Below are 25,902 nucleotides of genomic sequence, written 5' to 3' on the forward strand. Positions count from 1 at the left end.
ATATAGAGTTAGGCAATAAATACAACCCCCACAACCCAACTAATACAAAATATGTTATTTCAAAGAAAATATAATTTTCCAAATGGGGTTATCAGAGTATTATACAACATAAACCTAGGCACTTCATAATGAACAAGCATCAAACTATCTTGATTGTTGACGACTTCCAAAGCATACGTAAAGTAATAAGAACCACCCTCCAATGTCACGGCTTTGAAGTAGTAGAAGCTGAAAATGGCAAAAAGGCTTTGCAACAATTATTAGAATCAGATCAGAACATAGATCTTATTTTATCAGATTATAACATGCCTGAAATGAATGGTTTTGAGCTTCTTGAAGCCGTAAAGCAAAATGACTTATTAAAAACCATCCCGTTTGTGCTTCTTACTTCGGAAACGAACAGGGAAAAAATGAAGCAAGCTCGAAAAACAGGGCTAGATGCTTGGATTGAAAAACCATATAAAATTGAAGCTTTCATCACTCAAATCAACTATTGCATAGAAAAAAGCAAGTCTAATGAGTCAGTATGATAAATTGTTTATTGAAGAAGCAAATGAACAACTTGAAATTGCTGAACAGGCATTATTGACTTATGAGACGAGTGCCAACTCAGGATTGATAGAAGAAGCATTTCGAGCACTTCATACATTTAAAGGGGCTGCTTATATATTCAACCTCAAATATTTAGGAGACTTTGCCCACCACATAGAATCTATTCTGGATGGTATACGGGCTGGAACACTTTCAAGCAACAGCGAGATTATAGGTAAGCTACTGGTCTACCTCGATCATTTGAAAGGTCTTATGGTCGATCCTGAAATAAGCAATAAAAAAGACAAAGAAAAGCATCGCCTAATTCATGAGGAAATTAGCCGATTCTCCGAAGAGGTCGCAAATAACATAAAAGAGGCTGAGAAGAAAGATCTCCCCAAAGAACCTGTGGATAATTCTTACACGTATTACCTGTTTGTAAAAGCAAAAATAACGTTTACGAACAGCTCACCCCATCCTATTTTTAATATTTTTGATGAAATAAAGGATTTAGGGCCGTCCCAGATCACACCTCACTATTTGGAGGAAAATACTGATGATAAATCAACTATTAGCGATTGGGATGTTTACGTGGCTACCGAAGAATCGGCAGAAGACTTGGACGCCTACTTCATGTTCATAGATACGGATGTGGAGATAGAAGTCCATCAAATTTCTACTACTAATTTATTCGAAGAAGATGAGTTTGGGCTTTTCCTCGAATCGATTGATGGTAAAACCCCTGCCGAAAAGGTTGAGGCATTGACGCTTTTTATAGATTCTTTACAGGCTCAAGAAACTGAAAACACAGAGGAAGCAGATGACCTTATGCCTGCCACTACTGGAAAACTAAAATCCAGCAGCATCAGAGTTGATACAAAAAAAATTGATCAGCTGATGAATTTGGTTAGCGAGTTGGTCACCGACCAGGCAAGCCTGAGCATGTTCACGGAAAAATATCACATCCCAGAACTTGAAAGTTTGGTCGAAAATATGGACAGGCATATTATCCAACTCAGGGACATCAGTTTTGACATGACGTTGGTGCCTATAGAAAGCATGATGGGCAGGCTAAGAAGACTGGTAAGGGATAGCTCCAAGTCGCTAGGCAAGGATGTTGATTTTATAGTGAAAGGAGAAAATACAGAACTGGACAAGACTTTTATAGACTCACTTACAGACCCTATAATGCATATTCTGCGCAATAGCATTGACCATGGGATAGAGTCACCTGAAGCGAGGAAAAGTCAGGATAAGCCGGAAAAAGGGACTATTCAATTTGAAGCATATTATTCAGGTACAAATGTCCATATCGACATCACAGACGATGGCAAAGGACTTGACCTAGATGCTATAAGAGAAAAAGCGATTCAGAAAGGGATCATTGGTAAAAACCAAAATTTGGGACGCAATGAAACCATGAGGCTGATTTTTGAACCAGGTTTTTCTACAGCCAAAAACATTACCGATGTTTCGGGACGAGGAGTGGGGATGGATGTGGTAAGAAAAAATATACACGAACTAAAAGGTGAGATAGAACTCGATTCTGCGGCAGGAAAAGGCACTAAAATCACAATTAAAGTCCCCCTCACCCTGTCCATTATTGACGGACTTTTGGTGAAGATAAAAGACGTTTTTTTTGTTATCCCTGTTCAAGTCATCAAAAAATGTTATGAGCTCCCAAATGAAGAGCTTGAAAATAACTTTAACGACCTTGTAGTATTAGATGGGGAGCAAGTGCCTTTCATCAACTTGCGCGAGGAATTATCCTTTAATGGCTATTCCCCTACTGGCCATACTGTACTTATCAAGGTAATGGACAGAAACAGAGAAGTAGCCCTAACAGCAGATGAGATTATTGGAGAATACCAGGCTGTACTGAAGCCTATTGGACAATTCTATAAAAACCAAGATTTCATTTCTGGCGCTACTATTTTAGGAGATGGTACGGTAGCACTTGTGCTTGATACAAACAAGCTTGTAGAACTAAGAACAAAAATGCATATATAAACCCATGAACTACGAAGAAGAAATAAGCCAAAACTTAAAGTCTTTTTTATCCTTCAAACTCTCAAAAGAGATGTTCGCGATAGAGGTTGAGAAAGTTGTCGAAATTTTGGAAGTGTCCAAAATAACGCATGTACCCAAAGCACCAGAATATATGAAAGGGGTGATTAATTTGAGAGGGAAGGTACTTCCGTTAATAGACACATGCCTGAAATTTGGACTTCCTGCTATCGAGCTCAAAACAGAAACTTGCATAGTGGTGATCTTGATAGAAATAAACAAGGAGCTTACCCACATGGGAATTTTGGTAGATGAAGTAATGGAAGTAGTGGAGATGGACGAAAAGGAAATTCAACCTACACCTGGCTTGGAAAACAAAAATAAGCTTGAGTTTATAAAAGGAATACTGAAGGTGGACGAGGAGTTTTTAATGATCCTAGACCTTGACAAAGCATTTTCCCTAGACGAAATCAACTCGGTAAAAAATTCTGAAGAAGAAGCCACAGTGGTTTAGGCAAAATTTGTTTAAACTCATTTATTCAAAAAAAAATGAGGATGAGAGCATCCACTTCACAAAAAAACTAAAAATAGCCCACAAGATTTTGATAGTCAATATCATAATACTTTTAATCAGTATTGACTTCAACTCAAAATCCAACCATTATTATGAAAAAAACACTTTTGCTAATTGTAGTCCTAATACACATTGGAGTGTATTCGGCTAGTGCCCAGTTTACAGTAGATGTTGATTTTAGGATCAGATCTGAATACCGTGACGGAGCTAGAATTATGCTTGACAGCTCTAAACAAGCAGCCTTTGTGAGTTCACAACGAACAAGACTTATAACAACTTATAAAAAAGACAAGTTAGAACTACGGTTTGGAATTCAAAATGCCAGAATCTGGGGTCAGGACAAAGAAAGGGCGAATGTAGGAAATGTGAACCTCAGCGAAGGTTGGTTGAAATACCAATTGAGCCCTTATTTCAGTGTTCAAGCTGGTCGCCAACATATGGTACTTGACGACGGTAGGATTTTTGGCAAAAGGAACTGGAACGATATAGCTGTTTCTCATGACCTTGCTGTTTTGCATTTTAACAAAGACAGTTGGTCTGTAAAAACTGGAGCAGCATACAACAACGAAAGTAATAATTTCCAAGAAGCTCCTTATACGGTAAACTACTATAAGTACCTCGCTTTCGCATGGGCTCATAAAAAGGTAAGTGATAATCTTCAGCTTTCATTCCTCACATCTGTAGATGCAAATGAAGATGAAGATGACTTCAAAAAAATTTACCCTAGGTATACATCCGGCTTTTATGCAAAAGTAGGCAGTGGCGGTTCGAAGTTTGATATGCAAGCATCTGCATATTATCAATATGGCAAAAACCCAGTAGGGCTCAAGCAAAGAGCTTATATGTTTTCAATCATTCCAAAATATAAAATCAGCTCGACTCTTACAGGAGTCTTGGGTGTTAATTTCATTAGCGGTAATGATGAGCTGGACACAGACAACAACGAAAATAATGCTTTTAATAAATTATTTGGGGATGGACATCGCTACTACGGATATATGGACTATTTCCTAAATATCGAAAGCAATACAAAAGGAGCTGGAATGAGAGAGCTTTTTGCCAGTGTCTTCATCAAAACTGGTGAAAAATCCACCCTAGAAATTTCAATCCACAACTTTGCTCTTGCAGGAAATTTACTTGCTACCAACGAACAAAACTCGATGGTAGCTATAGACAAAAGTCTGGGCAACGAAATTGATTTACAATACACTCAAAAAATAAGTAAGGATCTGAGTTTCAGAGCTTCTTATTCAACCATGTTGGCACAGCCTTCCATGGAAGCATTGAAGGGAGGCGACCACCAACGGTACCAACAATGGGCAGCTATTATGCTAATGGCTAAACCAACGCTATTTACAAGTAAAGAACCAACTGTTCCAAACAAATAAAACACTAAAACTTATTAATTAAGATGAACTCTATAAAATTGACAACAAACCAACGGATAGTCGTAATCTTCCTGTTTGTTATTTTTATCTCCTTGTCAGGTGCTGTCTACACCACTTTTCAAACCCAAAAGCTTAAAGTTGAGATAGAAAAGATCTATAATGACAACTTGCTAAGCATAGATTATTTGATAGAAGCTGACCGGGATGCGTATCAATCTAGCATTCTGATTGCCCAAGTCTTTTCTCAATATAAACTTAAAGACACAACAAAGATCAATAGTACAGTTGTCGATATAAAAGAAAACCTAGAGCAGGTTTCTGACCGTTATAATCAATTCTTCAATATTTCTGCATTTACCAAATTGAAGGAATATGATCAATATGATATACATGACAAAACCTTTAGGGAAAAACACGGGGAACTGAGCGTTATTTCGAATGAAATTATCTCTTTAATATTAAGGGGAGATTTCAAAACCGCTGAAGAAACGTACTATTCTTCTTATGTTACTGCTTTTGAGCCCATGAGGAATGCAATGGACAAATACACCGACCTCAGCCTCGAATCTGCAGATAATGCATACAATGCTAGCATAAAACTAAGCGAAGGAATTTTCAGGAATTCCATGATAATGGTATTGGTAGTAATGGTTTTTATTATAGCTGGAGGACTATACCTGAAAAGAAGCATTTCCATTCCTCTGAATGAGGCAATGGCTATCGTCGATAAAATTTCTGGTGGAGACCTAAGGGTAAAAATCAACAGAGCAAAATACAACAGGAAAGACCAAATAGGGTTTTTGCTCTTGAAGATTGATGATATGGCAAAAAACCAGAGGAAAATCATTTTGACTGTTAAAAAAGGGGCTGAGTACATAAACAAGGCTAGTGTAGAATTGAGCTCTTCGGCAGGTCAACTATCACAGGGGGCATCGCTTCAGGCTAGTTCGGTAGAAGAGGTGTCGTCTTCAATGGAAGAAATGGCTGCAAACATCCAACAAAACACCGATAATGCCAGAGAAACGGAACGAATTGCATTGAACTCCAATAAGCAAGTGGAAAGTTCTAACCAGTCTGTGGAAGAAACAGTAGATTCCATGAGCACGATTGTGAGGAAAAACTCGATCATTGGTGAAATTGCCCGCCAAACGAACCTTTTAGCCTTGAACGCAGCAGTAGAAGCAGCAAGAGCAGGCGAACATGGAAAAGGCTTTGCCGTAGTTGCCTCCGAAATCCGTAAGCTAGCAGAGCGTAGCCAAACTGCAGCAAAGGAAATTGATGAGATTTCAAACACAAGTGAAAAGGTAGCCCGTACTGCTGGCGATATGCTGAACAAATTGGTTCCTGAAATAGAAAAAACGAGTAACCTGGTAGCGGAAATAAGTGCTGCAAGTATTGAGCAAAACGAAGGAGCAAACCAAATAAATGTGGCCATTCAGCAGCTAAACACGGTAGTTCAACAAAATGCGGCAAGTGCGGAACAATTAGCCTCCAACTCTGAAGAGTTGAATGGGCAATCTGAGATCCTCAGAAAGTCGATTGCATTCTTTAAGCTAGATCAAGAAGAAGAAAATACATTTGGTGATTTCGATTCTTCACAATCATCTGAAGGTTCAGCTTTCAACAAGAGAAAAAACCAAGCCCAGTACAAGAGTAACCAATACCCTTCTGAGTCTGAAAACTCGAATGGATTTAATTTGATAATGGATCAGAATTCAGACAGCTTGGATAACGACTTCGAGAAGTTTTAATCTCAACCTAACTTATAAATGCAAACTATTTATGATAAGCTACCTTGTATGCACCTGTAGTTTACTGAATAGTTTGCCTTCCTTTTGTTGACCTTCCCCACTCTATTAGCCACTTCCCAAACATGGTAAACCAAAAAATTGATTATTCGGCTCTGCAAAATGGTATAAAGCTGACAGATGCCGAGTTCCGCAAACTGAGCTCATTTATCTATAAAAGGTATGGGGTAAACATCCCTCCTGCCAAAAAAACACTTCTGGAAAGTCGGTTACAGAAAAGATTAAAAGCATTAAACCTTCATTCTTTCAAAGATTATCTAACTATAGTAATCGACAAGAAGGAAAATGACGAAATGGTAAAAATGATGGATAGGGTATCCACTAATAAAACCGATTTTTTCAGAGAAAGCGCTCATTTTGACTTCATGACCAACAACGTCCTTGCTAATTACCAAAACAACTTAAATATCTGGTGTGCAGCCTCCTCAAGCGGTGAAGAAGTTTATACCCTGGGAATTACCATTGAAGAATACTTGGCTAAGAATAATACCAACTTGAAATACTCCATATTGGGTACGGACATCTCCACTGAGATGCTCAACATAGGCCTTTTAGGTATCTACAATGAAGAAAGAATCGCCAAAATCCCTTTAGAAATAAAAAGGAAGTATTTCCTAAAAAGCAAAGAAAAAAGCAAGTCATTAGTAAGGGTTACCAAAGAGTTGCGCAGCAAGGTAACGTTCCAAAGACATAATCTGATAGAACACAGTTACCCTTCCACTGCTAGCTATGATATCATCTTTTGCCGAAACGTTTTGATTTACTTCGATAAGCCTACCCAAGAAAAAATCATCATGAAACTATGCAATAGACTAAAAAAAGGAGGCTATTTTTTTCTTGGACATTCTGAGTCAATAATCGGTATTAATGCGCCATTGCAACAATTAGCTCATACAACATATCAAAAAACATAATTATTTAAAGAAATATCACATACCCACTACTTAGGAAGCAGCTGTCGGTTAAAAGCATTCCCAAAAGGTATCGTTAAAGTATAGTGTAATCTAAGCAGCATAGCAAGAGCTGCGCCTAACACAACCAAAAATCCAGCAAGCCATAATTATTTACTTTATACAAAAGTTAAATAATTAAACTGATAAGTATAAACTCAGACACTATGATCTACGCATCCAAAAATACCAATAATGATAACTTGGGTAAGTTCTTTATAGACAACCCCTTTCTAAAGAATCAAAAACCTAACACTCATTTCCTACTTCCTTCCGAGTTTTTTGTAACTAGCAGAAAGTTTAAAATATCTACTGTTTTAGGTACTTGTGTTTCTATATGTTTATTTGACCCTACAACGAAAATATCGGGAATGAACCACTTTATGCTACCCAAGTGGAACGGGGAAGGAATAGCGTGCCCAAAATATGGAAATATTGCGACGGTGAAAATGGTGAGCAGAATGGAAAGGCTAGGCGCAAACCGAAAAAAAATAATAGCAAAAATATTTGGGGGACAAGAAAGCCCAAATTCTATATATGATATAGGAAAAAGAAATAGTGTAATTGCAGAGGTGATGCTTAAAGAGCTAAAAACTAAAATAATAGTCAAACAAGTGGGCGGTATCCAAAGTAGAAAAGTAGTATTTGATACCTTTACCGGAGATGTTTACATGAAATATATTTAATACAAAAGCATTTTCAGATGCCCTCAAAAAAAATAAAGGTACTCATAGTAGACGACTCAGCGCTGGTCAGAAAACTTTTATCAGAAATACTCAGCAATGACCCTCTCATTGAAGTAATTGGAGCTGCGGGAAACCCCTATTTTGCCTCCCGGATTATAAAAGAGCAAATCCCCGATGTAATTACACTGGATGTAGAGATGCCAAAGATGGATGGCTTAACATTTTTAAAAATACTGATGAGCCAAAAGCCCATTCCGGTCGTCATCATCTCCAGCCTCACAGAAAAAAACAGCCTGACTGCTTTAAAAGCCCTAGAACTAGGAGCAGTTGAAGTGATCCAGAAACCTACCATAAAAGCTATTTCCGACCCGAAGAACAACAGCAGGTTACATCTTATAGATATAGTGAAAGCTTCTGCTGAAGCTAAAATCAAAAAAGCCAAAAAGAGCTTTCCAATAAAAAAAGATACGTCGGCACACCCTGCTATTGAACACATCTCTACCAACCAAAGTAGCATGATCAAAACCACTGAAAAAGTGGTTGTTATAGGGGCTTCTACGGGAGGAACAGAAGCTTTGAAAGAAATACTCACCACCCTTCCTTACGATACCCCAGCCATTGCCATAGTCCAACATATGCCGGAAATTTTTACAAAATCATTTGCCGATAGGCTGAACGACATTTGCAATATAAAAGTAAAAGAAGCGGAGAACGGGGACACCTTGCTCCGCGGGCAAGCATTGATTGCCCCTGGCAACAAACATATGCTCATAAAAAGGAGCGGTGCAAAATACTTCGTGCAGCTTTCTGACGATGAACCCGTGAACAGACACCGCCCAAGTGTCGATGTGTTATTCAACTCGGCAGCACGCTATGTGGGGCAAAACTGCATCGGGATCATACTGACAGGCATGGGAAAAGATGGGGCAAAAGGACTCTTAACACTAAAAAATAGTGGATCGGATACAATCGCTCAAGACGAAGCATCTTCTGTGGTTTTTGGAATGCCCAAAGAAGCCATAAGAATCAATGCTGCAAAAAAAGTTATCCCTCTCAAAAACATTTCCAATGCAATTTTTGGATAAGTGGAAAATGTAAGAAGCCATAAGAAATTTATAGGCATGTTTCCTAACAGCTTCTAGATCAAGTCACTTCCTCTCCTTGTTCACCTTAAAATCAAACACATCTTTTCGGTTGTAATGACCTGTTACGTCCAGTGCCATGCGCTCGCCTATGGTCTTGCCCAGATCGTCTATGGTATAATAAATGATATCTTCGGTATCGAATTGAGGGTCGAGCAGGAAGTTGCCATCAGGACCAATTACGCAGCTACCACCGTTGAGCAGCAAGCCGTTTTTGTGGATATAGTCTTTGTTCAACGTAAGTTGAGAAGGAACATCCTCTTGGTACATGATTTGCCCAACGGCTATCACAAAACAGCGACCTTCGAAGGCGTACGACCTGCTGGCGAGCTGGAGGCGTTCGTGTACATTGGGCCAGAGAGCGATGTGCACCGTTTCCCCGCTTTCGTGCATTGCCTGGCGGGTGAGCGGCATCCAATGTTCCCAGCAAATAAGGCTACCAAGCTTGCCAAAGTCCGTATCTACCGAATTGAGCCCGTGCCCATCGCCTATTCCATACACCAGCTTTTCGCTAAAGGTCGGCATCAGCTTGCGGTGATGGTTTTTGAGCGTTCCATCGCTGCCAATTATCAGCACGGCATTGTAGATAGTCCCGTTCCCCGCCCCATTTTTCACTATTTCGTTCACCCCTATGCAGATGGTCACCTTTAGCTCTGCCGCTAGGGCACATATTTCTTGGATTTCCTTGCCCGGCACTTCCACACTGTTGAGGTAGAGCTCGGCAAACACCTCCTTCATGGCAGGGTTGTCCCAAAGCGCCACCTCGGGGCAGGAATCGAGCCAAGCGGGGTAGCCTGTGAGCCATGTCTCCCCAAAAACGATCAGCTCCGCCCCCTTGGTACTAGCTTCTTTGAGGTACGATTTGAGTAACTCCAAGCTCGTCGGCAAATCGAGGTGCTTGGGCTTCTTCTGTATGATAGCGATGTTGAGTTGTGTTTTCATAGATGCGGTGATGTAGAATGTCGGTTGCTTTTTGGGCAAAAATAAGGGAAGTTTTGGAAGGTAAAAGGTTAGATCAATCATTCCCTCCCTAATCCGTGTCATTCCTGACCTGATCGGGAATCTCCCTCCTACTATCCTACAATGTCCTGCTGCTCCTCAAAAAGTAAAGCCCCGCAACAAGCACTACTGAACAATGGGTAAATAGCCGATGGACAACTTAGTAGCAGGCACTTCCGCTTACCAGTTTATTGAAAAAAAGTCTATACTCTATACGATTTATTTCGCCAAATAATAAACCCAGTAATCGGTAAGCTTGATATGATCAAACAGGTGATAAATGCCAGCACCTTGGTGGACAATCCGCCAATAGAGCCAACGTGGATATCATAATTTATTCCTACAACTTTTTCAGCATTTGTTAGGTCGTCCATTTCATCCTTTCTAAGTAAATGGCCAGTTTTAGAATCGGCATAATATACCGCTCGATCATAAAATGTAGCATGAGAAAAGTACGCCCTACCTACAAATGGATATTCTGGCTTCCTTGGCATTTTTATAACATAGGAATCAGCATTGGGTGATTGGACTCTCATATGTTGATAAACCTTATCCAAAGGTTCTTGATTTGAGAGTTCTACAGTATCTGGCACTTTAGGCAAGGGCCGCTCAATTACCTTTCCTCCATCGGCAATCCATTTAACACCCTGATTTAAAGACTGAAATGACCAAAAAAGTCCTGTGATGGAAATGATAAGTCCAAAGGATAAAATATAGAAGCCTAAAACTGTATGCAGATCAAATACCTTTCTTTTTCCACTGAAGCCAGTTTTCCAAGTAAACCAAAACCTCATTTTCCTCGATTTCTTGTTTTTTGGCCACCAAAGTATTAAGCCAGAGATCATCATAACAACAAAACCCAAAACAGCCCAAGCTACTATCGCCCCTCCCAAGTCATAGGACATCAGCAACGTCATATGCATCCACATAATAACATTGAAAAATTCCCATTTTGTATTTTCAATTTCCACCACTTCACCACTATAGGGATTGAGGTAAACTGTTTTGAAAAACTGCATGTAGCTATTATAAAAAAGAGCATCAGGGTCTAGCTTCTGAAACACAAAAGCCACTGTAGATTCAGAAGTATTCCGACGATAAATACGCAAGAGCGGAACGTCTTCTTCAATTAGTTCACGGGCCTTGACTGTAAGCTGGCTCAAAGGCAAGGGTTCAACAGTAACAGCTGAAGAAGAAAGAGTATATTTATCCTTATAGGCTGATTCTGAAATCTCTAGAGAGAACACATAGATTGCCCCAGTAATCCCTTCTATAAAAATGACCAATCCTGTCAATAGTCCCAGCCAAAGGTGTATGTTTAGAATTATCTTCTTTATTTGTTTCTTCATCGAAAAAAAGCACAGGGTTGGGTTGAAAAAAATCAAATCACACACCCTTAATGAATGTGTGATTTTTATTGGATGGCTTGCTTATCCCACTAACTTTGAAGATGTTGGAATGCAAGCCTTCATCAATTTGAGTCTTGAATAAATAATTTATCTAAAGGATACGACCCCTTCAATATAATCAACATCTGAATATGTTAGCCCAGTAGAAAGCGTCCCAGTAGTCGCATCATAAATATACATAGCACTTCCATTTGCAGTAGTAGCAGCTATAGCACCTTTGCCGTCACGAGTAATGGTCATTGCATTCCTTGGGTACATTGCAAGTGGAATATTAAGCTTTTCGGTTTCCCCAGATACAACATCAACCACATAATACTCGATATTGAAGTCCCACTGGTAATCACTGTACTCTTCTATCAAATCGCTTCTAAATACCTGTACTATTGCTTTGTTGTTTCCAACATACAAGAACCCAGCAGTGTGATTTCCATTAAACTTGCTTGAAAGATCTAAGAAGTAATTCGAATCAAAATCATCTTCTCCTGCATTTATTCTCAAAAGACCAGAAGGCAAACTTTCATTTGCACCCCAGTAGTTAGAAGGGCAAGATATTAAATACAGGTTTCCACTTTCATCAATACCATGAGAGCTTACCACACTAAGGCCCAAACCTGCAGTTCGGTCATCTTTGATTGTTTTTTCTAATTGGAGAGTGGCTGCATCATAAACTTGAAGGGGAGCAAATGGAAGAGATGACCATTTCGCGTCATAATGGATATATGGGACAAAGATTTTACCATCTTTGTATATATAACCAGACAATGATGCTCTTTCACCTGAGCCCAATTGTACGGTAAAGTTTCCAGTAGACAACTCTGTCATACCGTCTGTGTCTATTACCTGATAAGAAAACACTCCTGTTTCATTAGCCCTCATCCCTGTAGAAACAAGCATTTCAGTATCATTTGTAAAAGCTGACAAAGGACCTCCACTAATTCCTAGCCCTAAAATAGCTCCTTCAGATTTCAATACTCCTTGACCATCAACACTATATTTTGATAAAACACCGTCATAGTTCAAATACACAAAACCATCTTTTCCATTGACCAATACGTTCCAAGGAGCGTCAGGAATTTCTTGAGCATCGTAAATAGAAGCACTTCCAGATTGCAATGTAGTAACCGGATGCATTGGGTACAGGTCAGCAGACTCAAGTGCTGGTGCAACAAGATAGCTATAGTTTTCATCATCAGATGGCAACATTGGCGAGTCGTCATCACTACATGAGGATATAAAAACTATTGAAAACACCAATGCTAAATAGCTTATGTTTTTAATTGAAGTAATAATTGTTTTCACTTGATTGAGTTTTAAAAGTTCTAAGAATTAATTAATAAAATACCTCCATTTCAAATTGAAAGCCCTACCAGGCTTTTGAAGCTTAAATTCATCATAAGCAAGCGCATTAAAAATATTCGAAACCTCAAAGGAAACGGAATGTCTTTTTTGCGGGCCAAGCGCAGTTACCCCTACATTTTGGAGGTATTGAGTGGGTATTTCATTTTGAAATCCACTCAAAATATCATAGCCCAAAAGAAATGAATGGACATAATTAAAATTGTAATAGGTAAACAGCTCTACCTTATCAAAAATCGGTTTAAATGTGTAGCTCAAACCAAGGTTGGCAAAAAGATATGGTTCGTTTGGAATCCTCAAACCAAAAGTAGGGTTTGGGTTTCCTGTGGAAGAGAATTCTGTGTTGTTGATAAACTTTTGCCAAGTTAGGTTGCCATTTATATTGAACCTCTCTTTGTACTTATATTTAATATCTACCTCCAGGCCACTGATAAGTGCATCCAACACATTTTCATGTTGGTTTAACCGTCCGTTGTTTCTTTCTCTGATAAAGTTGTGAACATCACGGTGAAATAAATTAAACCCGACCTGTAACGAATTATCCGTGTTAAAAACAAAGGCATATTGTCCTCCAAAATTGAAATTGTTGGCCGATTCGGGAAGAAGAAAAGGGTTTGCAAGCACAGTTAGTCCATCGCCAAATATTTCATCTGGCTCAGGAATTCGATAGCCTTTTTCGTAAGACGATTTCAGGTAAAAATCACGAGTGACATAGTACCTCAATGCCAAAGAATAACCAAACTCACCTAAGCTTGTCGACAAGTCTTCAATTGACACAGCACCATCAATAGAGGTTAATACATTACGGGTTTTAGTCGCAAAATTGTAATACTTGACCGCAGGTATCACTGACAAGTCTTGTTCAAATAAATTGATCTCATACGATAAGCCCGCCACATGTTTTGTCAATGTATTTGGGCTTCTAAACGGTTCTTCTTCCGAAGTTCCAAATCTATTTTCACCTTGTCGCTCAAAATGAGTGGTGATGTAATTAAGGTTAATACTTTGATTATTTGTTATATCATAATTTAGAAAAGCACGCTGCAAAAAAGAGGTTTGGACATAGTCAAAATAGGTCTTAATCCGAAGGGCTTCACCCCAAGTAGGGTTAATATTCGGTTTGCGCCCACCTTGCCAATTGTACACATAGGATGAGGTATCGATCTTGGTATTGTTGACCTCACTGTATTGTGCAAAAAGATTAAGATCAAGGTTTTTGATTCCAATATCTGATTTCCTAAAATTCAGATTGAAAAAATAACTGTCTTCCAATTCCTTCACTTCACCAAAAGGAGGGTTCAAGCTGAAGCTAGTTTGTAAGTCTTGGTCTAATTCGGCAAAAGCAGCGCCAATCATAAACTTATCAGCCCACTTTCTATCATTAAAACCAACTTCAACATGCCCCATCATGGATTTATAAGTATCATGAAACCGTTTAGTATCAGTAGTATAAGGTTGGCTATTTTCATCAAAAGCCTCTATTCCGTACATTGTATAATTATTTGCGCTGTAGTTGTAAAAACTTTTTAGCGAAATACTAAAGCCAGAATCTTTAAAATATTTTCTACCTATTAGCGCTGCTCTATGCGTATTGAATGACCCAAAACTGTAAGAAGCATCAAGAAATGATTGAACTGAATTATCGGTCACAATATTGACCGAACCGCCTAAAGCATCGCTACCCAAATTGATAGGTACTACCCCCTTATAGACTTCTACACGATCGATCAGGTTAACTGGAAAATTATTTAAACCATAAGCCCTGCCCATTATATCCATAGGGATATCATCAATAAAAATCTTGACTTGGTTTCCGCTAAGTCCATTCAGCGTAAAGCTAAACTTCGAGCCCAAACCTCCGGTTTCTCTAATCCTGACACCGGATGTCCGGTTTAGCAGTTGATTGACATCCATGTTCCGAATTTGCATAGGCTTGGCGTCCACGGCGGTTACCGAAAATGCCTTTTGCTGTAAAAATGCTGTTTCATCAGCTTCAACCACCACCTCGCTCAAGAGTTGGGTATTTTCTAACATTACCACCGTCCCTAAGTTCAATTGGGAACCCTTATCAAAATCTATCGCAATTAACTGCTTTTTTAAACCTACCCCAGAAATTTCGATAGTACACTTTTTCTCACTAGGAGATAACCTGAACTCCCCTTTGTTATCAGTAATAGTACCGTTCTTACTTTCTTTAATAAGAATAGCAACTCCAGGCAATGCACTACCCTTCTCATCTACTATTTTACCGTATATGGTATTTTGTGCATAAGCGCTAGCAAATGAGGAAAGAATGAATGCCGCTAAAAAAAATATTGTAAAGTTTATCCTCATACTCAGTCTGGTTGTTCATTTAGTTTCATGTATGCCATTCCTTCCAGCCTTAGCGGAAGGCGGTGTAACCTTTTGGTATCTACTACTACAATACCACCACCTATAAAATCATGGGTCATGCCCAGATAGGTCTTATCTTTTAAACAATTCTTTATTTTTTTCTTTGCTTTCCGACCAGTACAGCTAGATTCAAAAGATATTTTCAGATTTTCTGTTGGTTTCAATATCATATCCCCACATAAGCTCACAGATTTAGGCTTCCCTTGCCATTGGCTGGAAATATGGGCAGAAGAGTTGGCGGTTAAAAAAACTTCCATGGAAGTTATTCCAGCGTATGCTTTTCTTTCTGTTGAGTTATTCGTGAGGTAATGTTTTTTATTCGAAGCAATTTTCATGACTACAATTCCAGTCATAAAAACCACTAAAACTATTGAGGCAGCATACTTGATAAACGTCCAATTATTTTTAGACTCTTGCACATCTAGACCCTGACCCAGCTCAGGGTACTTGCCTACAACATTATCCCATACATCTTGCTGTAGGCTATCTACATCTAATGCAGCCAATTGGTCATTAATACCAGTATCGGTACTTTCAAGCCACTCCTTTATTAATTCCTGTTCTTCAGGAGTACTGAAACCCGCTACATAGCGGTCTAGTAATTCTTTAGTAATTTTCATTCAATACGACTTTACACATTCTTAAATCATAGTCGTATGAACTAAAGGTTGGGCCTATGCAATGTCCAAAAAAATCATTCATATTTTAGATGGCTGCGTATCAACTTCAAAGCTTTATTTATATGGTTCTTAACAGTTTTCTCAGCTATCATCATAGAGCCTGCAATCTCCTTATTTGTAAATCCTTTTTCTCTACTCAGCATAAAAACCTGTCTACATTGATGAGGTAGGTCAGCTACTGCACTATTTATTTCACTTTGTAAATTGTAATAGCCAAAATCATTCTCTGAAGTTCGCTTATCTATTTTCTCGAAGGAAGACTCTAATCGAATCTCTTTCCTAATCTTTTGTTTTCTAAGCTGATCTATTGATTTGTATTTGGCGGATTTCATCAGATACCTATCCAACCCTTTTTCAATATTCAAGCCTTTCCTTCTCTCCCAAAGAGACTGAAATACTTCTTGTGTTAGCTCTTTGGCTATTTCAACATCACCTGTCACTCCATAGCAAACAGAAAAAACATCCTTGAAGTAAATGCGATATATTCGAGAAAAGAGGTTGGGGTCATCTAGGTCTAGTATAGTACAGTTTTTACCCATTTTTTGATGCGATTAATGCTAGTATGTGGGCAAACATAATCTTTATTTAGACTTATTACAAATAAAGGTTGACTGATTATTGACGCAGCGTTAAGAATACCTGCTGCACAGAGGAATATCAGTACTACAATAGGAGCTACTGATAATAGTTACCACTCGGCAGATCGGCAGAACCGAGCGGCAGTTGCTTGGTGCAAACGGCTAGCCAAAAAATTCTCCTCCCTAACCCTTGTCATGCCGTACTTGATACGGCACCTCCCACCTACCTTAGATTTGTGCAGTTGTATTATTCGAAGGATTGTATTTACTTGGGAAAGCAACTAATCATTCTTTTGGCCAAGAAGGGAACAAGCGACTTAATCCCTCCTATGAACAAGATTCATGTGTGTACCAAATGCTTGTCTCCCTCCTGGGCATAGGCCTATATAAGAGTTTGCCACCGTTAAGGTAGTTAGGCTGTGCACCGGGACCTTGGCCTCCAGATTTTGTCCAACATAAAAATACGGATAACCATGGAATTTAAAAACTTTATCGGCATCGACATCAGCAAAGGCACCATCGACCTTGCCCTCTTGACCGGGCACGGCGAGCTGGCCAGCCTCAAATGGGACAACGACGGGAAGGTGCTGTCCAAGGGGCTACGGCTTCTTTTCAAGGAGCATGGGCTCGACAAAGAGACGGCCCTGCTATGTGCGGAGCACACGGGACAGTTCGGCAACAAGCTTGTAGAGACATGCCTTTGCCTGGGGCTCAACCTCTGGATGGAATCGCCCTATGCCATCTCCCGCTCGCAAGGGCTCACAAGGGGAAAGACGACAAGGTGGATGCGGCCAGGATAGCATACTATGCCAAACGGTTTTCTGACAAGGCAAAACCGGTACGACCTACATCAAAGGCTATCAGCAAGTTAAAGCTGCTATGCGCCGAGCGGGACCTTGCCGTCAGGGACCTGTCCAAGTACAAGGGGCAGCTAAAACAAGAAGAGGGGTTCCTCGACAAAGGGTACTTTGTGGGGAAGACAAAAAGGGTAAAAAAGATCATGTCCGCCTACGAGAAAACGATCAAAGAGATCGAGGGGGAGATAGACGTGCTCATAGAAAACGACCCCGACATCAAGGACAACTTTGACAATATCGTCTCCATCGAGGGGGTGGGCAGGCAGACCGCTATCGCAACGATCGTCGCCACGGAGAATTTCCAGAAGTTCGACGACCCCAGAAAGTTCGCCTGCCATATAGGCTGCGCCCCGTTCAGATACCAATCCGGCACGAGCGTCAACTCAAGGAACAAGGTCTCGCACAGGGCAAACAAGAAGCTCAAAAAAATCTTCCACCTGGCCGCTCTCTCCACGCTCAGGACCAACGGGCAATTGAGAGAATATTTTGACCGGAAGCTCGCCGAGGGAAAGCACAAGATGTCCATCATCAACGCGATCCGTTCAAAGCTCGTCCACCGAATCTTTGCCATCGTCAAACAAAACAGGAAATATGAAAAAATTTATACCCATACACTTGTTTAAACCATAAGAGTACTATTCTGCAATACCCCGCTGATATTCAAAAAGGATAAGTTCGGTAAAGTTTGTTAGTGCGCAATGAGGAGATACCCCACCCCACAAAAAAAGCCCCACTTACGCAGGGCTATTATAACATACAGACATAAAAACAAAGCAACTACTTCGCAGGGACAGCAGGCATTTTAGCCGCTAGTTTCTTCCAACTTTTGATCAGCCTGTTTGCCTTCTTATACCAAGCCTCCAGTTCTTGGAAACTATCCTCAAACTCATCGTGGTCTTCGCTTCTTAGGCTTTCCGCAGAAGATTGGAACTTCTTTAACTCTACCATATCGCTGTAAAGCTTCAAGCCCATTTCTATGTACTCTTTGCTTATCTTCATCTTTACAAAGGCATCCAAAATAGCTTTGTTCTTAAGGATAGTAGAATAAAAGCGATGCACTTGGTATTTCATCTCCCCGTACCCTCGCTCCCTGTCCCCTTTCAGGTCTAACAAGTTATATACTTCCACATCCTCCTCAAACATGTTCCTTGCCAAGTTCACTATATCAATGTAATGATCCCACAGCGTATCCACTGCTACCTCTACAGCAGTTGTGGCACTTTTTCTTCTGCCTGTGGCCGTATCGTGCAATTGGCGTTTCTCCACTATCTGGTCGTACTGCTTTAGGCGTTCCTCTAGCTCCTTGTTAGGAAAACCAGCCGCCGTAGCCGCTTCCAGCTCTTTCGGGTCCGACAAGGTGCCATCTATAAACTTCCACACCTCTTCTAGTTTGTTTGTAATGGAATTCTTTCCCATAGCTTGTTTAGTTTTAAAGTTGAATAAAATATGTTTCGCTATACTAATGCCCAACAGCCCACCATATGAAGTATAAAAAGCCACATGTACACTTTTATGAAAAGATAGACAACGAAAAACAAGAGCAGCCAATAGCTTACTGGACAAGCACTTACACAAATACAAAGAAAAAACAACCTTCACTTCCAAATAAGTAAATTCTATGTTAGAATAATACAAGTGCTTTATAATCAAGGATTAAAGAAAATGCGCCTACACAAGAAGTAAGGTTTGTTAGGGAAAGGAAGGAAACGCAGCACTTAAAGCCCTACACCCAATACCAAAGCACTTATCATTCTGCACAATTGTAATGAAGATGTGGAATCTTTTCCTCAGTAAAAACAGTAGAAATACTTCTACAGACTAGATAGAAACTCTGATACGAAAACATAAAGAGGTAAGTCCATACATTTTTTTTGACAATGATCCTTTTTCTGCTTAAACTTGTTTTATTTCATATAAAATATCCTTTAAAATTTGTCACTAGCCAACTTAGGCAAAATTAAATGATGAAAAAAGCAGAATCTTTAGAAGATATATATAGGTGTTTCAAATCAGAACCACTTCAAATGAACGAACTTGATGGTTTTTATTTGGATGTAAAAGCAGGAAGGGGTGGCCCAGACCCTCGAAAGAGGATTGAGCGTGCATTAAGAGATAATTTCGATATCGATAAGCATATTCTTTTTGTTGGCTACAAAGGATGTGGCAAAAGCACTGAGCTTAATCATTTACAGAAAGATATCCAAGACGAATTTTTGGTACTCAATTACTCGGTAATGAAAGAGCTTGACCCTGTTCATTTGAACTATATTGAGCTATTCATCGTGACAATGGAGCAATTATTTTCATTTGCCGATTCTGAAGACAAAATACATATAAGCCCAGAATATTTGAAAAACATCACACATTGGCTGGGCACAAAAGAGATTAAAGAAATTAATGATAAGTTTATAGGCTTAGATACCGAAGCAGGGGCAAAAGGAACTATTGGCGTCCCCTACCTCAAAGAGTTTTTCTACAAGTTTAAGTTTTCTGCCAAAAGCAGCAAGTCACTTAAAGAAACAATTAAACGAAACGTAGAACCAAAACTCTCCGACTTGATAGAACATTGCAATAATTTGATAAGGGAGATAAAATTGCAACTTAACAACATTGGAAAAAATGACTTGGTCATCATCATAGAAGACTTGGATAAAATCCCTATTGATAGGGCACAAGAGCTATTCTTCAATTATACCAACCAGCTTGTATCATTACAGACTAATGTAGTTTTCACCTTCCCTATCTCCATTTACAACAGCATAAAGTATAATAACATACGAGAATACTTTAGCATGGTAAGAGAGCTACCTATGATCAAAATTGCTGAGAAAGATGGTTCAGATAATGAACAAGGAATGGACGTAATGCGAAAGATGGTAGAAAAAAGAATGGATACATCAACCCTCATTGAATCCTCAGAAATACTAAACCAAATGATACGGGATAGCGGAGGGTGTATCCGTGACTTATTTAGGATGATTCATGAAGCTGGGGAAATTGCCCTTGACTACGACGAGGAAAAAATCACTGAAAAGCACCGACACCAATCCTACTTAGCACTAAAAAAAGAATACGAAAACACTATAGCAGACAACACAGTAGACGGCAAAAAATATCCAGTAGAAGGATATTACGAAGTGCTAGTAAACTTGGCAAAAAACACTACAAAAAAAGTAGATAACACAGAAGAGCTTTTACACTTGAGAGATAATCTTTGTGTATTGGGCTATAATGGAGAGGGATGGTGCGATGTACACCCAATTGTAAAAAGTATTTTAAAGGAAAGAGGAAAATGGGATGGAAATCAAGAAGCTTAACCCTCAAAGTAACTATTATACACTCGTAAATAAATTAGGAAGGTTCATTACAAGAGAAGATGAACGTGGGTATTGCTTTGTGACAACTTCTGACCAACGAGTGACCCCTGGAGTTAATCAACTACTTTTAGAGAGATCAAAAAGTAAAGGGAAAAATACCAAAGTAGTCCATATTGATAAAAAAAGTGACATAGAGGTTGTACAACAAATGAGGAATGCGCGTGATGAACAACCAAAAGCTACCGCACTCATTGTCCAAAACATTAATGACTTCATTTTAAAAGATAAAGAAGCATTAACCCAAAAAGGGTCTGACTTTTTATTAACATTAAATTTTTCTAGGGAGGCTATTAATCAGTTAAATATCCCTATAATTTTTTGGACAACAGAAGACACTTTACGTATTATCTCCAATAGGGCAAATGACTTATTCTCCCAAAGAAGAATGCTCACTGTTCATTTTGAAAGCCATCCAGATGACTTTTTGCCAGATGAAACATTAGAAAACAGGTTTCAAGAAAGCTATAAGAGTAGAGAAGAGTATACGCACTTGGAAACAAAAGTAAAATTGCTAAAAAAACAGTTACACCAAGCTGAAAAAGACAACTACCCTCCCCAAAAACTATTTACCGAACTTGCTCTTCCTCTTGCACAAATATATTCTGAAATTGACCTCCATCAAGATGCTATTCTGACCATTGAAAAATACAAAGTTGAAGTAGATAAAAACAAAGATGCATATTTGATCTATCAAATTGGGAAAATATATGGAGAGGCTAAGAAATATGAAAAAGCAATTAAGCTACTAGAGGATGCGACTAATACAACTATCCACGATCCTTTCTTAGCTTCCTATATATTTTTTGAACTCGGAAAACTGTACCAAGAACTTGGCAAGTTCGACAAGGCATTGGATTTCTTTGAAAAAGACCTTCAATTGACAGAGGAGCTGTTCAAGGACAACCCGCACAGCGAGAGCCTAAAGAACGGGCTGGCGAACTCCTTCGGAATGACAGGTGATCTCTTGCTACAAATGGGCAAGGTTCAGGAAGGACTTGAACAAATTCAAAAAGCTACTTCTCTTTTCGAGGAGCTGTTCAAGGACAACCCACACAGCGAGAGCCTAAAGGACGGGCTGGCCATTTCGTATGAAAAACTCGGCGACATTTTTAAGGCACAGGGAAAGTTCGACAAGGCATTGGATTTCTTTGAAAAAGAGACCGTCCTGTTCGAGGAGCTGTTCAAGGACAACCCGCACAGCGAGAGCCTAAAGGACGGGCTGGCCATTTCGTATGCTAAACTCGGCGACATTTTTAAGGCGCAGGGAAAGTTCGACAAGGCATTGGATTTCTTTGAAAAACAAAGCAGGTTATCAGAGGAGCTGTTCAAGAACAACCCGCACAGCGAGAACCTAAAGAACGGGCTGGCGATTTCGTATGCTAAACTCGGCGACATTTTTAAGGCGCAGGGAAAGTTCGACAAGGCATTGGATTTCTTTGAAAAACGAAGCAGGCTTTCAGAGGAGCTGTTCAAGGACAACCCAAACAGCGAGAGCCTAAAGAACGGGCTGGCGAACTCCTTCGGGATGACAGGTGATCTCTTGCTACAAATGGGCAAGGTTCAGGAAGGACTTGAACAAATTCAAAAAGCTACTTCTCTTTTCGAGGAGCTGTTCAAGGACAACCCACACAGCGAGAGCCTAAAGGACGGGCTGGCCATTTCGTATGCTAAACTCGGCGACATTTTTAAGGCGCATGGAAAGTTCGACAAGGCATTGGATTTCTTTGAAAAAGACCTTCAATTGACAGAGGAGCTGTTCAAGGACAACCCGCACAGCGAGAGCCTAAAGAACGGGCTGGCGATTTCGTATGCTAAGTTAGGGATGGTTTATTTACAAATTGATCAAGTAAATAATGCATATAATCATATCAAAAAATACAAATCAATTTCTTATGAACTCTACAAGCACAACAATAGTAATATTCAAATAGTAAGCAATTATGCTGAAGCATTATCAACTGAGTTAGGAATGCAACTACTTATTAATAGGGATATTGATATACAAAAACTCAATGAGCCAACAGATATGTTCCAACGGCTTTTTGATAAAACTCAAAGCCCTTATTACCAGAAAAAAGTAGCACTTGTACAGCAAATGGCAGACTCAAACAGTAAGGAAAATCTGAAAAAGATAATTATTGAAATACTTTCATTTTAAATAAAGAAGCTTCCAGAAGTGCCTCAATAGGATTTATCAAAGAAGCAGAATACCCTATTTTTGCCTTTTCTCCTTTTATTTATGCCACAAATCTTCCCATACACGCTGCAAATGGAGATATTTTAGGCAAGGGACTCCCTGTGGAGCAATTTTAGGGTTGAAAAAAGCCAAACAAACTATCCTTTCCAACTTGATGTTGTCCTACGATAAGTCTAGGAATCTCCACCCCCAACCCGTGTCATTCCCAACTCAATTGGTGCCGATAGCTATCGGCATCCCTCCGACTAGTCCGCAATGCACCACTGCTATTCAAAAAGAAAGCTCCGCAATGCCTACTGGTGCATGGGTTGGAGATACCGCATCTACGTGCGGCATGACTCCCTTATCTGTCATTCTGGGCGTAGATACTGGATGATACTTTCAAAGTGGCAACTCATTGGTGAAAATCTTCCTTCCCATAGGAGGTTTCTCCTTTTAATTTTCTCTATTTTTGCAGAATGCATGCTTCCTGACTCAAGCAGGAAGTGGTGATAAAGACAGAAGGTGTTAAGAGAAAGAATGAACAATAATTTATACCCAAAAAATATAGAGGAGAAGTTAGGTTTCGATACCGTTAGGGAGCTTTTGGCGGAGAAGTGCGAAGGACCTGTGGGAGAGTCTTATGTATATAAGATGCGCTTTTCGGATAGGTTCGACCTTATCCAGAAGTTGGTAGCCCAAACGGATGAGTTTGTGCAGTTGCTTGTCTCGGGCGATGATTTCCCCCGAAGCAACTACCTCGATATGGAGGACAGCCTCAAAAAATCGAAGATCATAGGCGCATATTTGCTGGAAGAGGAGTTGTACGACCTCAAGCGGGCACTTACTACGCTGCATGCCTGCTTGGCTTTTTTCTACTCGGAAAAAAGTGAGGAATATGTGGAGCTAAAAAAGCTGACCGAAACGGTGAACTTCGACGCGGGTATCCTCAAAAAAATGGAGGCGATCATAGACGACCGAGGAAAGATCAAAGACAACGCATCGCCCGAACTTTCCCGCATCCGTTCCAAGCTGGCGTCGGAAGAGGGAAGGCTCAGAAAGGTATTGGATGCTTCTCTCCGCAACTTGAAGCAACTGGGCATGGCAGCTGAAAACTCTTCACCCACTATCCGAGAAGGAAGGATGGTTGTGCCCGTGCCTGCCGAGTACAAGCGGAAGGTAAAAGGCATTGTCCACGATTCTTCTGCTACGGGGCAAACAGTCTATATAGAACCCGAAGAAGTCCTCAACCTCAACAATGAGATTCGGGAGCTGGGCTTTTTGGAAAGGCAGGAAATCATCAAAATCCTGTCGCAGATCACCGATGAAATCCGACCAATGGTGGATGATTTGCTCAAGGCCAACCTCTTTTTGGGCATGATCGACTTCATTAAAGCCAAGGCATCGCTTGCCATAGAGCTCGATGCCATAAAGCCTGAAGCTGTTCCGGAGCCCTACATAGAATGGTACGAAGCTTATCACCCTTTGCTCCTGCTCAACTTCAGAAAAATGGACAGAAAGGTGGTTCCTCAAAACGTAAAACTGAACGAAGAGCAACGCATCGTCTTGGTATCGGGACCAAATGCAGGCGGAAAGTCGGTGGCGCTCAAAACCATTGGGCTTATCCAATACATGTACCAGTGCGGCATGATGGTGACCATATTAGAGACCTCTAAAATGGGGGTTTTCAAAAAAATATTTATCGACATAGGTGATGAGCAATCGTTGGAAGATGATTTGAGTACCTATAGCTCGCACCTTACCAACATGAAGCACTTTTTGCTGAACGCTCGCCACAGCGCCCTTTGTCTCATTGATGAATTTGGTGCGGGAACTGAGCCAAAACTGGGCGGAGCTATCGCCGAGGCTATTTTGGAACGGCTCAACCAACAAACGGTATTCGGAATCATCACTACGCACTACGCCAACCTCAAGGTTTTTGCCGACAAAACGGAAGGGCTGATAAACGGGGCGATGCGCTACGACGTGGAAAACCTCCAACCGCTCTACAAACTAGACCTTGGCAAGCCGGGCAGCTCTTTTGCCCTAGAGATTTCAGAGAAAATTGGGCTTCCTAAAAAAGTGGTAGCTGCGGCGAGGAAGAAAGTAGGCTCGAAGCAGGTGAGCTTGGAGCGCCTTCTTTCCCAACTAGAAACCGATAAGCACGAAGTGGAGGAAAAGCAACGGGAACTGGTAAGGAAAGAACGTGAGCTAGAAAAGCTGAAAGAGAAATATGAGTTGCTAAAGGAATTCCAAGAAACGAACAAGAAAAAGCTCATTTCTAATGCGAAGGTTGAGGCTGAGAAGCTTTTGAAAGAAGCCAATCAGAAGATTGAACAGACCATAAAAGGGATACGGGAAAATAAGGCTGATAGAGAGGTTACCAAATCGCTGCGAAAAGACCTTGAGGAGTTTAAGGAAAAAGTAGAAGTAAAGAAAAAGGACATCCCACAAGAAGAAATTGAGCCGAAAGAGGAAATAGTAGTAGTTGGTGGGCAGATAAAAGCTGGTGATTATGTGCAGATAAAAGGGCAAACCGCGCTAGGTGAAGTACTTGCCGTGGGCAGCAAAGATGCCGAGGTTTCGATAGGTTTGCTTCGCTCCAATATCAAGCTGAATCGCCTCACGAAGGTGAGCCGAAAAAACTTTAAAAAGCAACAAAAAGCAGCGGTGAACTACAGCAGCGGCATAGACCTGAATGCAAAGATGGCAAACTTCAAACCGAAGATTGACTTGCGAGGGAAACGTGCCGAGGAAGCCCTTAAAATAGTAGATGACTTTGTAGATGAAGCGGTGATTTTGGGACAGAAAACCTTGACTATTGTGCATGGAAAGGGAGACGGTATTTTGCGACAGCTTATCCGCAACCAGCTCAAAAATTTCAAAGAAGTAAAAAGTATGGAAGACGAACACCCCGACCATGGCGGCCCTGGAGTTACGCTGGTGACGCTTCAGTAACCCTTCATTCTTCAACGACATCCTAAGGCAGC

21 protein-coding genes are annotated in these 25,902 nt (G+C 40.2%); 14 read left to right on the forward strand and 7 right to left on the reverse strand.

All coding sequences use genetic code 11. The features are described 5' to 3' along the window. Positions 1-128: 128 nt before the first annotated feature. The 8 genes from R9C00_16925 to R9C00_16960 all read left to right on the forward strand — a co-directional run bounded on the left by R9C00_16925 (position 129) and on the right by R9C00_16960 (position 9,029). On the forward strand, positions 129-530 hold the full coding sequence (locus R9C00_16925) for a response regulator (protein ID WPO33384.1): 402 nt from the start codon (positions 129-131) through the stop codon (positions 528-530). Further along, the gene (locus R9C00_16930; protein ID WPO33385.1) at positions 517-2,541 is read left to right on the forward strand and encodes a chemotaxis protein CheA; all 2,025 of its coding nucleotides are present in this window, start codon (positions 517-519) and stop codon (positions 2,539-2,541) included. The genes R9C00_16925 and R9C00_16930 overlap by 14 nt, the downstream gene beginning before the upstream one ends. A 4-nt stretch (positions 2,542-2,545) precedes the next feature. Next, the gene (locus R9C00_16935) at positions 2,546-3,052 is read left to right on the forward strand and encodes a chemotaxis protein CheW (GenBank protein ID WPO33386.1); all 507 of its coding nucleotides are present in this window, start codon (positions 2,546-2,548) and stop codon (positions 3,050-3,052) included. Between the two features lie 152 nt (positions 3,053-3,204). Then, on the forward strand, positions 3,205-4,500 hold the full coding sequence (locus R9C00_16940; GenBank protein ID WPO33387.1) for an alginate export family protein: 1,296 nt from the start codon (positions 3,205-3,207) through the stop codon (positions 4,498-4,500). A gap of 23 nt (positions 4,501-4,523) precedes the next feature. Next, on the forward strand, positions 4,524-6,251 hold the full coding sequence (locus R9C00_16945) for a methyl-accepting chemotaxis protein (protein WPO33388.1): 1,728 nt from the start codon (positions 4,524-4,526) through the stop codon (positions 6,249-6,251). Positions 6,252-6,373: 122 nt separating this feature from the next. Continuing rightward, positions 6,374-7,222 (forward strand): CheR family methyltransferase, encoded by an 849-nt coding sequence (locus tag R9C00_16950; protein ID WPO33389.1) that lies wholly within the window; start codon positions 6,374-6,376, stop codon positions 7,220-7,222. 407 nt (positions 7,223-7,629) lie between these two features. Continuing rightward, the gene (locus R9C00_16955; GenBank protein WPO33390.1) at positions 7,630-7,944 is read left to right on the forward strand and encodes a chemotaxis protein CheD; all 315 of its coding nucleotides are present in this window, start codon (positions 7,630-7,632) and stop codon (positions 7,942-7,944) included. 17 nt (positions 7,945-7,961) lie between these two features. Beyond that, positions 7,962-9,029 carry a chemotaxis response regulator protein-glutamate methylesterase gene (locus R9C00_16960; GenBank protein WPO33391.1) on the forward strand — a complete coding sequence of 356 codons (1,068 nt, stop codon included), beginning with the start codon at positions 7,962-7,964 and terminating at the stop codon, positions 9,027-9,029. A gap of 63 nt (positions 9,030-9,092) precedes the next feature. Here R9C00_16960 and R9C00_16965 read toward each other — a convergent pair whose 3' ends face one another. The 6 genes from R9C00_16965 to R9C00_16990 form a co-directional block, all read right to left on the reverse strand. Further along, the gene (locus R9C00_16965) at positions 9,093-10,067 is read right to left on the reverse strand and encodes a carbon-nitrogen hydrolase family protein (protein WPO33392.1); all 975 of its coding nucleotides are present in this window, start codon (positions 10,065-10,067) and stop codon (positions 9,093-9,095) included. A 221-nt stretch (positions 10,068-10,288) separates the two neighbouring features. Then, entirely contained in the window at positions 10,289-11,434 is a 1,146-nt protein-coding gene (locus R9C00_16970) for a PepSY-associated TM helix domain-containing protein (GenBank protein ID WPO33393.1), read from the reverse strand. 147 nt (positions 11,435-11,581) lie between these two features. Further along, a complete protein-coding gene (locus tag R9C00_16975; GenBank protein ID WPO33394.1) occupies positions 11,582-12,793 on the reverse strand; it encodes a DUF4374 domain-containing protein in 1,212 nt (403 codons plus the stop codon). 27 nt (positions 12,794-12,820) lie between these two features. Then, positions 12,821-15,184, reverse strand: coding sequence for a TonB-dependent receptor plug domain-containing protein (locus R9C00_16980; GenBank protein ID WPO33395.1), 2,364 nt, complete (start codon positions 15,182-15,184; stop codon positions 12,821-12,823). 2 nt (positions 15,185-15,186) lie between these two features. Next, on the reverse strand, positions 15,187-15,864 hold the full coding sequence (locus R9C00_16985) for a hypothetical protein (GenBank protein ID WPO33396.1): 678 nt from the start codon (positions 15,862-15,864) through the stop codon (positions 15,187-15,189). 74 nt (positions 15,865-15,938) lie between these two features. Beyond that, a complete protein-coding gene (locus tag R9C00_16990) occupies positions 15,939-16,463 on the reverse strand; it encodes an RNA polymerase sigma-70 factor (GenBank protein ID WPO33397.1) in 525 nt (174 codons plus the stop codon). A 512-nt stretch (positions 16,464-16,975) separates the two neighbouring features. On the opposite strand from R9C00_16990, the gene R9C00_16995 reads away from it, so the two are divergent. Further along, positions 16,976-17,302, forward strand: coding sequence for a hypothetical protein (locus R9C00_16995; GenBank protein ID WPO33398.1), 327 nt, complete (start codon positions 16,976-16,978; stop codon positions 17,300-17,302). Next, positions 17,284-17,982: a transposase gene (locus tag R9C00_17000; protein ID WPO33399.1), complete on the forward strand. Its 699-nt coding sequence runs from the start codon at positions 17,284-17,286 to the stop codon at positions 17,980-17,982. Before R9C00_16995 ends, R9C00_17000 begins: the two co-directional genes overlap by 19 nt. Before the next feature lie 154 nt (positions 17,983-18,136). Here the strand turns inward: R9C00_17000 and R9C00_17005 are convergent, their stop codons facing one another. Next, entirely contained in the window at positions 18,137-18,775 is a 639-nt protein-coding gene (locus R9C00_17005; GenBank protein ID WPO33400.1) for a hypothetical protein, read from the reverse strand. Positions 18,776-19,383: 608 nt separating this feature from the next. On the opposite strand from R9C00_17005, the gene R9C00_17010 reads away from it, so the two are divergent. The 4 genes from R9C00_17010 to R9C00_17025 all read left to right on the forward strand — a co-directional run bounded on the left by R9C00_17010 (position 19,384) and on the right by R9C00_17025 (position 25,870). Further along, on the forward strand, positions 19,384-20,676 hold the full coding sequence (locus tag R9C00_17010; protein WPO33401.1) for a hypothetical protein: 1,293 nt from the start codon (positions 19,384-19,386) through the stop codon (positions 20,674-20,676). Next, positions 20,657-22,894: a tetratricopeptide repeat protein gene (locus R9C00_17015; GenBank protein WPO33402.1), complete on the forward strand. Its 2,238-nt coding sequence runs from the start codon at positions 20,657-20,659 to the stop codon at positions 22,892-22,894. The genes R9C00_17010 and R9C00_17015 overlap by 20 nt, the downstream gene beginning before the upstream one ends. Before the next feature lie 235 nt (positions 22,895-23,129). Beyond that, positions 23,130-23,309 (forward strand): hypothetical protein, encoded by a 180-nt coding sequence (locus tag R9C00_17020; GenBank protein WPO33403.1) that lies wholly within the window; start codon positions 23,130-23,132, stop codon positions 23,307-23,309. Between the two features lie 143 nt (positions 23,310-23,452). Further along, on the forward strand, positions 23,453-25,870 hold the full coding sequence (locus R9C00_17025) for a Smr/MutS family protein (protein WPO33404.1): 2,418 nt from the start codon (positions 23,453-23,455) through the stop codon (positions 25,868-25,870). The last annotated feature ends 32 nt before the right edge of the window (positions 25,871-25,902 follow it).

The sequence above is a fragment of the Flammeovirgaceae bacterium SG7u.111 genome, from assembly GCA_034044135.1.
Classification (GTDB): Bacteria; Bacteroidota; Bacteroidia; order Cytophagales; family Flammeovirgaceae.